The sequence below is a fragment of the Micromonospora halophytica genome, assembly GCF_900090245.1.
GTDB classification, from domain to species: Bacteria; Actinomycetota; Actinomycetes; order Mycobacteriales; family Micromonosporaceae; genus Micromonospora; species Micromonospora halophytica.
The window spans coordinates 446,388-459,578 of sequence record NZ_FMDN01000001.1 but is presented as its reverse complement, the minus strand read 5'-3'; the positions used below and the strand labels follow the sequence as shown (position 1 = coordinate 459,578).

Below are 13,191 nucleotides of genomic sequence, written 5' to 3'. Positions count from 1 at the left end.
GGCGCGGATCGTGCGGGGAAGACTGGCAGGCATGAAGCGCGCCGCTCTCTGGCCCGACCACCTGCTGCCCCCGCACCACGTCCCGCCGCCCTGGCCGGGCCGGGCGGTACGCCTCGACGGCACCGTCACGTACGTCCGGGACACCCCGGCCGACGGCCCGGACGCCGAGCCGGCGCTGTACGTGCACGGGCTGGGCGGCTCGTCGCAGAACTGGACGGACCTGGCCGGCCTGCTCGCCGGCCGGCTCGACGGGCAGGCCATCGACCTGCCCGGCTTCGGGCGCAGCGAGCCGGGGCTCAGTTACACCATCCCGGCCTTCGCCGAGCGGGTCATCCGGTGGATCGAGCACTCCGGGCGGGGGCCGGTGCACCTGTTCGGCAATTCGCTGGGCGGGGCGGTCTCGGTGTACGTGGCGGGCCTGCGTCCGGACCTGGTGCGGACGCTCACCCTGATCTCGCCGGCCCTGCCGTTCCTGGGGTTCCACCGGTCGTTGCAGGGGCGGATGCTGCCGCTGCTGGCGATCCCGCGCGGGGAGCGGCTGGCCGCGTGGCGGCTGGCCCAGATCGCCCCGGAGGTGATGGCCCGGCAGGCGATGGAGGCGTGCGTGGCCGACCTGAGCCGGATCAGCGAGCAGCGCCGGCAGGAGGCGCTGGAGGAGATCCGGGTGCGCTACGAGGCCGCCCACTACGCCGCCGCGTACGTCCGGACGTTCCGTGGGCTGGTCTCCAGCTTCCTGCGGTCGTACCTGCCGGGCCCGAGGTCGATGTGGCGGATCGCCGCGTCGATCCAGGCGCCGACGCTGGTGGTGGGGGGCATGCAGGACCGGTTGGTGGACGTCCGGGTGGCGCCGCAGACCGCCCGGGTGATCCCGGACAGCCGGCTGATGATGCTGGCCGGGGTCGGGCACGTGGCCCAGGTGGAGGTGCCGCGCACTGTGGCGCGCGCCGTTCTGCACCTGCTCGTCGAGTCGGGGCACGGCGTGTCGCGGCCGGACGTGGCAGGCTGAGCTGGATGCCCACTTCCTTCCGGCCGGGGAAGGTGATCGTCAACCTGGACCGGTGGCGCAGTGAGGGCCGGCGGTACCGGGGTCGTCCGCTCTGAGCCGGCCCGGCTGTTGTGAAACATTCTCGCGATAGTTGCGGCAAAAGCGGGGATATGCCCGATTGATCTGGGATGCTGGCGGAGTGGAACCCTTCCCACCGCCCGATGGCGGTCGGCCGGCAGCCGCCCCGGCGCCGACCGGTCCCCGTCCCGGCCTGGTCCGGATGCGGCGGCGACGTCGGCGGGCCGCGCTGCTCGGCCTGGTGTCGCTCGGCGCGACGATCGCCGGGGTCGCCCTCGTCCGGGCCGGCGACGCGCCCACCCCACCCGCCGAGGGGCACACGGCGTACGGGCTCGGCGCGGGCGGGCGGATCGCGCCGCCCGCGTACCCGGTCGAGGGTCCCGGCCGGTTCGCCGCCGCCGACGGCCGCTCCCCGGTGCGGGGCGTCGACGGCCCGCTGCGCCGCTACCGGGTGGCGGTGGAGGAAGGGACCGGCCAGGACGTCGACGCCTTCGCCGCCACGGTCGACGAGGTGCTCGGCGACCCGCGCAGCTGGATCGGCTCCGGCGAGCTGCGGGTGCAGCGGGTGCCCGAGGCCGCCGCCGCCGACTTCACCGTCTACCTGGCCACCCCGGCCACCTCCGAGCGGATGTGCGCCCTGGGCGGGCTGGTCACCGAGCGGTACACCTCGTGCCGGCTGCCCGGCCAGGTGATCATCAACCTGGCCCGCTGGCTGGACGGCGTGCCGCACTACCGCGCCGGGCTGGAGACCTACCGGACGTACGTGGTCAACCACGAGGTCGGGCACGAGTTCGGCGAGGAGCACCAGGCCTGCCCCGGCGCCGCGGAGCCGGCGCCGGTCATGCAACAGCAGACGTACGGCCTGGACGGCTGCGTCGCCAACGCCTGGCCGTACGTCGACGGCATCCGGTACGAGGGCGAGCCGACCGAGGGCCTCTAGGGTTATTCCCGCTCCCGCATGTCGGGCAGGGTGTCCCTGCTCATGGCCGACCTCCGGTGCAGCGAGCGACAATGGCCCGGTTCGCCACCAGCCGATCCCGGGGAGTCCACCGTGTCGTTGCCCCCGCTCGTCGAGCCCGCCGCCGAGCTGACCGTTGACGAGATCCGCCGCTACTCGCGCCACCTGATCATCCCGGACGTCGGGGTGGAGGGGCAGAAGCGGCTGAAGAACGCCCGGGTCCTCTGCGTCGGCGCCGGCGGCCTCGGCTCGCCGGCCCTGATGTACCTCGCCGCCGCCGGTGTCGGGACGCTCGGCATCATCGACTTCGACACCGTCGACGAGTCCAACCTCCAGCGCCAGATCATCCACGGCGTCTCCGACGTCGGCCGCTCCAAGGCCGAGTCCGCCGCCGCCTCGATCCGCGAGATCAACCCGCTGGTCAACGTGGAGATCCACAACACCGCGCTGGACCGGGACAACGTCCGGGAGATCTTCTCCTCCTACGACCTGATCGTCGACGGCACCGACAACTTCGCCACCCGCTACATGGTCAACGACGCGGCGGTGCTGCTCGGCAAGCCGTACGTCTGGGGGTCGATCTACCGCTTCGACGGCCAGGCGTCGGTGTTCTGGGCCGAGCACGGCCCCTGCTACCGCTGCCTCTACCCGGAGCCTCCGCCGCCCGGCATGGTTCCCTCCTGCGCCGAGGGTGGGGTGCTCGGTGTGCTCTGCGCGTCGATCGGCTCGATCCAGGTCAACGAGGCGATCAAGCTGCTCGCCGGCATCGGTGAGCCGCTGGTCGGCCGGCTGATGGTCTACGACGCCCTGGAGATGAGCTACCGCAAGATCAAGGTCCGCAAGGATCCGAACTGCGCGCTCTGCGGTGAGAACCCGACGGTCACCGACCTGCTGGAGGACTACGAGGACTTCTGCGGTGCGGTCTCCGAGGAGGCGCAGGAGGCGGTGGTCGACTCCACCATCACCGCCGTCGAGCTCAAGGAGTGGCAGGACGCAGGCAAGGACATCTTCCTGGTCGACGTCCGCGAGCCCGCCGAGTACGAGATCGTCCGGATCCCCGGCGCCACGCTGATCCCCAAGGGCGAGATCCTCTCGGGTGAGGCGCTGTCGAAGCTCCCGCAGGACAGGCAGATCGTGCTGCACTGCAAGTCCGGCGTCCGCTCCGCCGAGGCGCTCGCCGCGCTCAAGGCTGCCGGGTTCTCCGACGCCGTGCACGTCCAGGGCGGCGTGCTCTCCTGGATCAAGCAGATCGACCCGTCGCTGCCCGCGTACTGACCGGTCGGACCGAAGGCCCTCCCGCCGCTGCGGGAGGGCCTTCGCGTACCACAGCCGGACGGCGGACCGGTCCGTACGGCACGCCGGTCGGTGTGGCTGCCCGGTGGACCCGGCCGGGCCGTCCGCCGGAGGCGCGATCACCTTTTCGCAGGTAGCGTGTCCGCCGTGGTCGACATGGACGCCGCGATCGGCTTCGTCGTGGCTCACGGGGACGCGGTGGACCGCGCCCGACTGTCCCGGTTGCGCACCGGCGCGCCGGTGCCGGACGAGCTGCTCGACGCGGCCGAGGCGGGGCAGACGCCCGACGGTGGCTGGCCGGCCGTGCTCGGTGGTGAGGTCGCCTCGGTCGACGCGACCTGCTTCCGCCTGGCGGAGCTGGACGACCTGGGTGCCCTCGGCCGCCCGGCCGCCCGACGCGCGTTGGACTGGCTCGCCACCCGGCAACTGCCCGACGGTGGCTGGGAGGAGGACCCGCGACTGGCCGGCCTCGCCCCGGAGTGGGCCCGCCCCGGCGACCCGGAGGCCCGGCTCTACCTCACCGCCAACGCCGGCTTCTGGCTGACTGTCGCCGGGCTCGACGCCCGGGCCGCCGGCCCGCTCGACCACCGGGTGGGCGGGGCGTACGCCGGGGTGGTGCAGGCGGCGGCGCACGCGCTGGCCACGCAACTCGCCCCGGACGGCAGTTGGCCGTCCTTCCTGCCCGCCGGCTGGCTGAGCGCCGCCGTGCTGCACCGGCAGGAGATGTACTACGAGTCGGCGCGGATCCAGGCGGTGCTGGCCGAACGGGTGCCGAAGGTGTCCCCGGCGGACGCGGCCTGGCTGGCCGCGACGCTGCGCCGGGTCGAGGTGGGCGAGGAGCAGTGGCTGCTGGTCTCGGCCCGCAGGCGGCTCGCCGAGACCCAGCGCAGCGACGGCGGTTGGGACAGCGACGACGGGCACCAGTTCGACGTGCACACCACGCTGACCGCGATCCGGGCGTGCCGCCCGGCGGTCACTTGAGCTGGCTGATCACCAGCGGCCACCAGCCGTCCGGGGCGAAAGCGGCCCGGTCGATGCTCTCCAGGACCGTCCGGAGCTGTTCCGCGCGTTCGGCCCGGCCCGGCTTGCCCTCGTCGGCCTCCACGAAGAGCGCGAACTGGTAGAGGAACTCGACGAAGGTGCGGAAGGTGCTGTTCACCGGCTGGATGTCCTGCTGCTCCAGATCGAACTGGAGGATCTCGCCGGTGCGCGGGTCGAGCACGTAGAGCAGGTCGGTGTTGTCGGCGACCGCCCCGACCACGATCAGCCGGACGTCCAGCGAGCCGTCCTCGGTGGTGAGCTGGATGGTGTCGTACAGCTCGATGTCGCCTTCGAGGAAGGCGGTGTAGACGACCTCCACGTCGAGCGGGATCTCGTCGCCGGCCGGGAGCATGTCCGGGGCGAAGCCGCCCTCCAGCCACGCCTCACGCGGGTACGGGATGAGCTCGTCGGAGTTCCACAGTGCGGTGAACCGGGGATCAGCTGCCATGACGGTCCTTCGCAGGGTCGACGGTGGGTCAGGAGGACAGGCCGGCGGCGATCAGCAGCCGCCGCCAGTTGTCGGCGTACTCGCCTGCGTGCCGGCCCTTGCGCAGCCGCTGCTCTGCGGCGGCGGGGCCGAAGACGACGGCCGTCAGCTCGGGGTAGCGGGGGCCGAGCACGTGTTCGTCGAAGAACGTGGCGACGTCGGGGGCGATGATGGTGAACTCGACGTCCTCGTCGGGGTGCTCGTACTGGTGGACGTAGGCGCTGGACTCCATGTAGTAGACGTCCAGGTCTTCCAGGTCGAGGTAGATCGGGTCGCCGCCGCGGATCTCGGCGCGTAGGCCACGGGGGACGCTGTCCATCTCGTAGCCGACGATCAGCGGGGTGCCCATCGGGTCGTCCGGGTCGACCTCGTGCTCCGCCCAGGCCTGCGGGGTGAGGATCTCCTTCGGCGCGTGGAACCGGAAGTTGTCGCCCTCCAACCGCTGGAACAGGCTGTAGACCTCGGCCACGCCGGGCAGGTCGGCGATCGGCTCCAGCGGCGCCGGCCCCTCGATGCGCACACCGAAGCCGTGCTCGGACTCGACCCGGGTGAGCAGCTCCAGCTTCTCGGCGATCCGGGTCAGGACGGCGGGGTCCGCACCGGTCACGGCAGGACCTTCACGATGATCGGGGTGCCCTCGGGGACGTCGCGCAACGCCACGGAGATGTCGCTGCCGATCTGGCGGTTGGTCCAGGCGTCCATCAGCCTGAGGTTAGCGTATTCGTCCTTTCCGTCGAGTTGTAGCTCGTGGACGTGGTCCGGGTCCAGTCCCTGGCCCCGGGCGGTGATCGGCCCCCGGCCGTCGTAGAGGCGATCGACGAGGCCCTTGTTGGCCACGTACTGGTTGGTCTCCGGGGTGCCGTGCTGCTGGGTGAGCCGCTCGTTCTTGGTCAGTCGGCGGATCACCCGGTCCCGGAAGACGTTGGTGCGGGTCCGGGTGCCCGGCTTGGTGCCCCGGCCTCCCCGGTGGTAGACGTTGTTGGCCGTCCGGTCCGACTTCGCCTTGCTCAGCCGGCCCTCGCGGCCGAGCCGGACCAGGTCCCTGGCCTTACGGTCGAAGTCGCGCTTGTCGAAGTCCGGGCGGTTGCGCAGGACCAGCACGGCGGGGCCGCGGGGTGTGGTGCCGGCCGCCTTGGCGGTGCGGAACACGTCGGCGTTCTCCAGGTGCGCCGAGACGATCTTGGCGCCCTTCGCCTGCGTCCGCCGGGACGGCGCGGTGCGCTTCTTAGCCATTGAGCACCGTGTCCACGGCCAGTCCGATGAGCTGGTCGACGATCAGCCCGGTGATCATCTTGAAGATCGGGATCTGCAGCAGGGACGCGCCGAAGGTGACCACCGCCGTGGCGATCGCCTGGGCGATCTGAATCGCCAGCACCACGAGCTGGATGATCACGTTGATCTTCAGGGCGAGCACCACACCGGCGGCGGCCATCAGCCCGATCCCGATGACGGTGGCCGGGTTCGCGGCGTCGGCGACGTTGCGGGCCGCCGACTCCTTGTCGTTCCACTCACTGGCGAAGGCCGTGATGCTCTCGCCCCGGTTGGTGTCGAGCACCGACCGTGCCGCCGACTCCAGCTGCGCCACCGAGCCGTTGATCCGGTCGGCCATGCCGGTCCACTCGCCGGCCAGCCGGAACAACGCCGTCTCGTCGGACTCGGGCCAGTCGTACCCGAGCATCGACAGCAGGGACGCCAGTTCACCCGGGAGCGTCAGGCCCACGGTGACTCCTCTCTTCCTGGGCTCAGCCCAGCTTGCCGAGGATCGACCGGAAGGCGTCGGTGACCCCGTCCTCCACGGCCCGATAGCTCTCCGCCATCCCGCGCAGGCCCTCGGCGTAGCTCTCCAGCTCGGTGATGTTGGTGCTCAGGCACTCGGTCAGCGCCTCCACGCACGCCTGGTGGGCGACGCCCAGCAGCATGCCGATCTCGTCGCCGCCGAAGGCCTGCTCGTACGCGCCGACCGCCGCCTGGAACGACTCGAAGGTCTGCCGGACGCTCTCCTTCGCCTCGGCCAGTTGCTCCGCGCCGCGGGTGAGCGCGTCGACGTCGACGTCGAGGGGCTCCACGGTCAGCTCCGCTGCTGAAGTTTGCGCATGGTCTCGCTGATCGTGGTGCTGATCTCCCGCATCTGGCGCAGGCCCTGGTCCTGGAGGCGCTCCAGAGTCGCGCTCATCGCGGCGAGGTCGGGCACCGGTTCGGCGCCCACGCCCGGGTCCTGCCCGTCGAGCGCGGCGTTCACCGCCCGGCGCAGCTCGTCGGCGAGGTGTTCCGAGCCCTCGCGCAGGACCCGGGGGTCGATCTCGACCGCGCTGAGTCGCCCGTCGGTGCCGAGGGTGACCCGGATCCGCCCGTCGGCGGCCTCCGCCACCGACTCCGCCCGCTCCCGTGGGACGGCGCTGCGGGATGCCTCCCGCAGCGCGGCCCGTGCCTGCGTCAGTTGCTGTTCCAGGGCGCTGTCGTCCAGCATGCCGCCTCCCCCAGACAAGCCGTGCCGAAATCCGCGTACCAGCCTAGCGACCCGGTGCGACCCCCCAGGGCGACCCTCCACAGAAGAGGTTCAGCCGCGCAGGTGGCCGTCCCCGGTGACGACGTACTTGGTGCTGGTCAGCTCGGGCAGGCCCATCGGACCGCGGGCGTGCAGCTTCTGGGTGGAGATGCCGATCTCCGCGCCGAAGCCGAACTCGCCGCCGTCGGTGAACCGGGTCGAGGCGTTCACCATCACCGCAGCCGCGTCCACCCGGGCCACGAACTCACGCGCCGCCGACTGGGAGTCGGTGACGATCGCCTCGGTGTGTCCGGTGCCGTACCGGCGGATGTGCGCGACCGCCGCGTCCAGGGAGTCGACCACGGCCACCGAGATGTCGGCCGACAGGTACTCGGTGGCGAAGTCCTCGTCGGTGGCCGGGACGACGGCGTCGGAGTGGGCGGCCACCCGGGCGTCACCGTGCACGGTGACCCCGGCGTCGGCGAACGCGGCCAGCACCGGCGGCAGGAAGGCGTCCGCCACCGCCGCGTGCACCAGCAGCGATTCGGCGGTGTTGCAGGTGGACAGCCGCTGGGTCTTGGCGTTCAGAGTGATCGCCACCGCCTTGGCGACGTCGGCGGCGGCGTCGACGTACACGTGGCAGTTGCCGACCCCGGTCTCGATCACCGGCACCGTCGACTCCTCCACCACGGTGCGGATCAGCGACGCGCCGCCGCGTGGGATCAGCACGTCCACCAGGCCGCGGGCGCGCATCAGCTCCTTGACCGAGTCGCGCGAGGTGGCGTCGAGCAGCTGCACCGCGTCCGCCGGCAGTCCCGCCCCGGCGACCGCGTCGCGCAGCACCGCGACCAGGGCGGCGTTGGAGTGTGCCGCCGACGAGGAGCCGCGCAGCAGCGCGGCGTTGCCGGACTTCAGGCAGATCCCGGCGGCGTCCACGGTGACGTTCGGGCGGGCCTCGTAGATGATGCCGACCACCCCGAACGGCACCCGGACCTGGCGCAGCTCCAGGCCGTTGGGCAGGGTCGAGCCGCGGACCACCTCGCCCACCGGGTCGGGCAGGGCGGCCATCTGGCGCAGCGCCTCGGCGATGCCCGCCACCCGGCCCGCGTCGAGGGCGAGCCGGTCCAGCACGGCCGCGCTCAGCCCGGCCTCCCGCCCGGCCGCCAGGTCCGCCGCGTTGGCGGTCAGGATCTCCGGGGTACGCGCCACCAGCGCGTCGGCCATCGCGTGCAGCGCGGCGTCCTTGGCGGTACGCGTGACCACGGCCAGTTCCCCCGCCGCCTCCCGGGCCCGGCGGGCCTGCTCGCTGACGCTCATGCCGGCACTCCGCTTCGCTCCGTGCCGCCATGAGGCACCGCCGCGCTGGACTGATGATTCGCTCGCTGACGCTCGCTCATGTTCATCCGCAACTCCTCACAGCAGCACGAGGTCGTCACGGTGGACGACCTCCCGTTCGTACGCCGGGCCGAGCGCCGCGGCGAGCTCTCCGGTGGAGCGGCCGAGCAGCCCCGGCAGCTCCACCGCGTCGTAGTTGACCAGCCCTCGGGCCACCGGCGCGCCCTCGGCGTCCACCAGGTCGACCGGGTCGCCGGCGGTGAACGCGCCGTCCACGGCGGTGATCCCGGCGGGCAGCAGCGACTTGCGCCGGCCCACCACGGCCTGCACCGCCCCCGGGTCGAGGTGCAGCCGGCCCCGGGGCGCGGTGGCGTGGGCCAGCCAGAAGAGCCGGGCGGCGGGTCGGCGGCTGCTCGGGTGGAAGTACGTGCCGACCGCCTCGCCGGCCAGCGCGTCGCCGGCCAGCGGCGCGGCGGTGAGCACCACCGGGATGCCGAAGCCGGTGGCGATCCGGGCCGCCTCGACCTTGGTGACCATGCCGCCGGTGCCGACCCCGGACCGGCCGGCCCCGCCGATGTCGATGCCGGCCAGGTCGCCCTCGCCGCGCACCTCGGTGATCCGGCTGCTGCCCGGCTGGGTCGGGGCGCCGGTCCAGAGCGCGTCCACGTCCGACAGGAGCACCAGCAGGTCGGCGTCGACCAGGGCGGCGACCAGGGCGGCCAGCCGGTCGTTGTCGCCGAACCGGATCTCCTCGGTGGCGACCGTGTCGTTCTCGTTGACGATCGGCACCGCCCGCAGGTCGAGCAGCTTGCGCAGGGTCCGGTACGCGTTGCGGTAGTGCGCCCGCCGGGTCACGTCGTCGACGGTGAGCAGCACCTGCCCGACGGTGAGCCGGTGCCGGGCGAAGCCGGCCGCGTACCGACCGATCAGCAGGCCCTGCCCGACGCTGGCGGCGGCCTGCTGGGTGGCCAGGTCGCGCGGGCGCCGGGCCAGCCCGAGCGGGGCCAGGCCGGCGGCGATCGCGCCGGAGGAGACCAGCACCACCTCACGGCCGGCGTCGGCGAGCGCGGCCAGGGTGTCCACCAGGGCGTCGACCCGGGCGTCGTCCAGCCCACCGGCGGCGGTGGTCAGCGAGGACGACCCGATCTTGACGACGACCCGCCGGGCCTGGGTGACTGCTTCGCGCACCCGACCATTCTGCGCGGTCGGTCCCGCCGGACCTCGGCGCGTTCCCATAGTGTGGCAGCTCGTGACGCCTGATGAGTACGTCGAGGCGGTGCTCGCGCTGGTCGAGCGGATCCCACCGGGCCGGGTGATGTCGTACGGGGCGGTCGCCGACGCCCTCGCGGAGCGGTCCGGGCGGGCCTCGGCCCGGCTGGTCGGCTCGATCATGGCCCGGCACGGCGGCGGGGTGCCCTGGCACCGGGTGGTGAACTCCGCCGGCCGGCTGCCACCCGGGCACGAGGTCCAGGCGCGGGCCCGGCTGCGCGCCGAGGGCTGCCCGCTGCGCGCCGCCGGGGTGGACCTGGCGGCGGCGAGCTGGTGGCCGGAAGAGGGGATGTGACCCGGGCCATAACATGAGTAACATTCGGCCGCATGGACGCCCCGCCGGCCGCAGCCGGTTCCCCGGGCCCGGCCGGGGCCGCCCCGCCGCCTCCCCGGGCCGACGCCCCACCGGTCGCCGCCGCCGGCCCGGCCCCGTCCCCGCTGCCCCGGCGGGTGCACGCCGGCTACGCGCTCGGCTCGCTCGCCACCGGCGCGTTCGGCACCGTGCCCGGACTGCTCCTGCTGCCGTACCTCACCGACACGCTGGGCGTGGCCGCCGGGGTGGCCGCCCTGCTGGTGCTCCTGCCGAAGGCGTGGGACGTGCTGGTCAACCCTGTCGCCGGGCGGATCTCCGACCGCACCCGCTCCCGCTGGGGGCCGCGCCGGCCCTGGCTGCTCGGCGCCGGGCTCGCGCTCGCCGTGCTCTTCGCCGCGATCTTCGCCGCGCCGTTCGGCAGCGGGCCGGCCGCCGGGGCGTACGTGGCCCTCGCCTTCCTCGCCACCGCCACCGCGTTCGCCTTCTTCCAGGTACCGTACGTGGCGATGCCGGCCGAGCTGACCGGCGACCGCGCGGAGCGTACCCGGATGATGAGCTGGCGGATCGCGGTGCTGGCGCTGGCCATCCTGGTCTCCGGCGCGGTGGCCCCGATGGTGGTGACCGCCGGCGGCGACGGGGTCGCCGGGCACCGCTGGATGGGGATCTTCGTCGCCGCGCTGATCGCCCTCGGCGCGCTCGGCGCGTTCCTCGGCACCCGCTCCGCGTCCGCCGGCGTGGTGACCGAGACCGAGCCGTCGCTGCGCGCCCAGCTCGCCGTCGCCGGCCGGCACCGGCCCTTCCGGGCGCTGCTGCTCTGCTTCGTGATCCAGTCCGCCGGGGTGGCGACCATCCTGGCCGGGGTCAGCTACTTCGCCGACCAGATCCTGCGCGACCCGGCCAACGGCCCCACCCTGCTGTTCGCCTGCTTCGTCGGGCCGGCGCTGCTGGTGATGCCGCTCTGGACCCGCATCGGCGCCCGGCTCGGCAAACGGACCGCGCTGGTCGCCGCGTCGGTGCTGCTCGCCGTCGGGGCGGCGGTCCTGGTCGCCGCGCCGGTGCTCCCCGCCGCCGCCGTCTACGCGGTGGTCGCGCTCCTCGGCGTCGGGTACGCCGGCCAGCAGGTCTTCGCCCTCGCCCTGCTCCCCGACTGCGTGGCCGACGAGACCGCGCGGACCGGGCGGCGGCAGGCGGGCGTCTTCACCGGCCTGTGGACGGCGGGGGAGACCTTCGGGCTGGCCCTCGGCCCCGGCATCTACGGCCTGGTCCTGGCGCTCACCGGGTACGTCTCCTCGGACACCGGCACCGCGGCGGCCCAGTCCGACACCGCCCGCCTCGGCGTGCTGCTCGGCTTCAGCGTGCTGCCCGCCACACTGGTCGGCGGCGCGGTGCTGCTGCTGCGCGGCTGGACCCTGCACCCCGACCCGGAGGACGCATCATGATCGACGAGAAGGGGCTTCCCGCCGACGAGGTACTGGCCGAGATCCGCGCGCTGCGCGCCGCGGACCGGCCCACCCACGGCGGGCGGCTCTTCGCCTACGTCTACGACCCTGCGGTGCCCGGGCTGGACGAGCTGACCGCCGCCGCCCACGCGCAGAGCGCCCACGTCAACGGGCTCGACCCGACCGCCTTCCCGTCCCTGCTGGCGATGGAGAACGCGCTGGTCGCCGCAGCCGCCCGGCTGCTCGGTGGCGGCCCCGGCAGCGCCGCCCCGGACGTCGTCGGCAGCGTCACCAGCGGCGGCACCGAGTCGCTGATCCTCGCCGTCAAGGCGGCCCGGGACGCCCGCCCCGAGATCACCACGCCCCGGATCGTGGTGCCGGCGAGCGGGCACGCCGCCTTCGCCAAAGCCGCCCACCTGCTCCGGGTCACCCTCGACACGGTCGGAGTCGACCCGGTGACGCTGCGCCCCGCGCCGGCCGACGTGGCCGCCGCGATCCGCCCGGAGACCGTGCTGGTGGCCTGCTCCGCCCCCTCGTACGCGCACGGCGTCGTCGACCCGGTCGCGGAGATCGCCGCCGTCGCGGCGGCAGCCGGGGTGCGCTGCCACGTGGACGCCTGCTTCGGCGGCTGGACCCTGCCGTACCTGCGCCGCCTCGGCGTGCCGGTGCCGCCGTTCGACCTCTCCGTCGACGGGGTCACCTCGATCTCGGTGGACCTGCACAAGTACGCGTACGCCCCGAAGGGGGTGTCGGTGCTGCTGCACCGCGATCCGTCGCTGCGCGCCGCACAGTACTTCGCGTACGCCGACTGGCCCGGGTACACGATGATCAACCCGGTGCTGGCCTCCACCCGCTCGGGCGGCCCGATCGCCGCCGCGTACGCCACCCTGCGGCACCTCGGCGACGCCGGCTACCTGCGGCTCGCCGCCGCCACCCGGGACGCGGTGACCGCCCTCGCCGGGGCGGTCCGCGACGTGGCCGGGCTGCGGCTGATGGCCGAGCCGGAGTCGACCGTCGTCTGCTTCACCGCCACCGACCCCGACCTGGACCTGTTCGTGCTGGTCGACGAGCTGACCGCCCGGGGCTGGCACACCCAGCCGCAACTGCGGTACGCCGACCTGCTGCCCAGCGTGCACCTGACGGTGACCGCCTCCGTCGCGCCCCGGGTGGCCGAGTTCGGCCCGGCGCTGGCGGACGCGGTGGCGGCGGCCCGGGCGGCCGGTCCGGTCCGGCTCCCGCCCGAGCTGCTGGCGCTGGCGACCTCGCTGACCCCGGAGGCGCTCACCCCCGAGCTGGTCGCCGGGCTCGCCGCCGGCCTCGGCCTCGGCGCGGCGACGCCGGCCCCCGGGTCGGGGCGGGCCGGCGGCACGGGAGCGCCGACGCCGGAGCGGATGGCCGTGGTCAACACCCTGCTCGACGCCGCCCCACCGGCGCTGCGGGAGCGGCTGCTGGTCGAGTTCGTGAGCCTGCTGCAACGCCCGGCCTGGTGAACGGCCCCGGCCCGGCCC

General features: G+C 73.8%; 15 protein-coding genes. 7 read left to right on the top strand and 8 right to left on the bottom strand.

The window, feature by feature from the left end; all coding sequences use genetic code 11:
• Positions 1 to 31: 31 nt before the first annotated feature.
• The 4 genes from GA0070560_RS02175 to GA0070560_RS02160 all read left to right on the top strand — a co-directional run bounded on the left by GA0070560_RS02175 (position 32) and on the right by GA0070560_RS02160 (position 4,295).
• A complete protein-coding gene (locus GA0070560_RS02175; RefSeq protein ID WP_091290540.1) occupies positions 32 to 1,006 on the top strand; it encodes an alpha/beta fold hydrolase in 975 nt (324 codons plus the stop codon).
• 259 nt (positions 1,007 to 1,265) lie between these two features.
• Positions 1,266 to 2,003, top strand: a complete 738-nt coding sequence (locus tag GA0070560_RS02170; protein WP_091290537.1) for a DUF3152 domain-containing protein — start codon at positions 1,266 to 1,268, stop codon at positions 2,001 to 2,003.
• A 111-nt stretch (positions 2,004 to 2,114) separates the two neighbouring features.
• Entirely contained in the window at positions 2,115 to 3,296 is a 1,182-nt protein-coding gene (gene moeZ / locus GA0070560_RS02165) for an adenylyltransferase/sulfurtransferase MoeZ (RefSeq protein ID WP_091290533.1), read from the top strand.
• A 174-nt stretch (positions 3,297 to 3,470) separates the two neighbouring features.
• Complete coding sequence (locus GA0070560_RS02160) at positions 3,471 to 4,295, top strand: prenyltransferase/squalene oxidase repeat-containing protein (RefSeq protein ID WP_091290891.1); 825 nt, start codon at positions 3,471 to 3,473, stop codon at positions 4,293 to 4,295.
• Here GA0070560_RS02160 and GA0070560_RS02155 read toward each other — a convergent pair.
• The 8 genes from GA0070560_RS02155 to proB all read right to left on the bottom strand — a co-directional run bounded on the left by GA0070560_RS02155 (position 4,288) and on the right by proB (position 9,898).
• Positions 4,288 to 4,803: an SUKH-4 family immunity protein gene (locus tag GA0070560_RS02155; RefSeq protein ID WP_091290531.1), complete on the bottom strand. Its 516-nt coding sequence runs from the start codon at positions 4,801 to 4,803 to the stop codon at positions 4,288 to 4,290. The two genes, GA0070560_RS02160 and GA0070560_RS02155, sit on opposite strands and share 8 nt — an antisense overlap.
• A gap of 28 nt (positions 4,804 to 4,831) precedes the next feature.
• Positions 4,832 to 5,449, bottom strand: a complete 618-nt coding sequence (locus GA0070560_RS02150) for a hypothetical protein (protein ID WP_091290524.1) — start codon at positions 5,447 to 5,449, stop codon at positions 4,832 to 4,834.
• A complete protein-coding gene (locus GA0070560_RS02145; RefSeq protein ID WP_091290522.1) occupies positions 5,446 to 6,075 on the bottom strand; it encodes a hypothetical protein in 630 nt (209 codons plus the stop codon). Before GA0070560_RS02145 ends, GA0070560_RS02150 begins: the two co-directional genes overlap by 4 nt.
• Positions 6,068 to 6,562 carry a WXG100-like domain-containing protein gene (locus tag GA0070560_RS02140; protein ID WP_091290520.1) on the bottom strand — a complete coding sequence of 165 codons (495 nt, stop codon included), beginning with the start codon at positions 6,560 to 6,562 and terminating at the stop codon, positions 6,068 to 6,070. The genes GA0070560_RS02145 and GA0070560_RS02140 overlap by 8 nt, the downstream gene beginning before the upstream one ends.
• Positions 6,563 to 6,584: 22 nt before the next feature.
• Positions 6,585 to 6,908, bottom strand: a complete 324-nt coding sequence (locus tag GA0070560_RS02135) for a WXG100 family type VII secretion target (protein ID WP_091290518.1) — start codon at positions 6,906 to 6,908, stop codon at positions 6,585 to 6,587.
• A gap of 2 nt (positions 6,909 to 6,910) precedes the next feature.
• Positions 6,911 to 7,309, bottom strand: coding sequence for a YbaB/EbfC family nucleoid-associated protein (locus tag GA0070560_RS02130; protein ID WP_091290516.1), 399 nt, complete (start codon positions 7,307 to 7,309; stop codon positions 6,911 to 6,913).
• A 90-nt stretch (positions 7,310 to 7,399) separates the two neighbouring features.
• Entirely contained in the window at positions 7,400 to 8,644 is a 1,245-nt protein-coding gene (locus GA0070560_RS02125; RefSeq protein WP_091290515.1) for a glutamate-5-semialdehyde dehydrogenase, read from the bottom strand.
• 96 nt (positions 8,645 to 8,740) lie between these two features.
• Positions 8,741 to 9,898 carry a glutamate 5-kinase gene (gene proB / locus GA0070560_RS02120; RefSeq protein WP_091290452.1) on the bottom strand — a complete coding sequence of 386 codons (1,158 nt, stop codon included), beginning with the start codon at positions 9,896 to 9,898 and terminating at the stop codon, positions 8,741 to 8,743.
• 13 nt (positions 9,899 to 9,911) lie between these two features.
• Here proB and GA0070560_RS02115 point away from each other — a divergent pair, with 13 nt between their 5' ends.
• The 3 genes from GA0070560_RS02115 to GA0070560_RS02105 are packed head-to-tail and all read left to right on the top strand — an operon-like array spanning position 9,912 to position 13,173.
• Positions 9,912 to 10,226: an MGMT family protein gene (locus GA0070560_RS02115; RefSeq protein ID WP_091290888.1), complete on the top strand. Its 315-nt coding sequence runs from the start codon at positions 9,912 to 9,914 to the stop codon at positions 10,224 to 10,226.
• Positions 10,227 to 10,258: 32 nt separating this feature from the next.
• Entirely contained in the window at positions 10,259 to 11,683 is a 1,425-nt protein-coding gene (locus GA0070560_RS02110) for an MFS transporter (RefSeq protein ID WP_091290450.1), read from the top strand.
• Positions 11,680 to 13,173, top strand: coding sequence for a pyridoxal phosphate-dependent decarboxylase family protein (locus GA0070560_RS02105; protein WP_091290448.1), 1,494 nt, complete (start codon positions 11,680 to 11,682; stop codon positions 13,171 to 13,173). The genes GA0070560_RS02110 and GA0070560_RS02105 overlap by 4 nt, the downstream gene beginning before the upstream one ends.
• Positions 13,174 to 13,191: the final 18 nt, after the last annotated feature.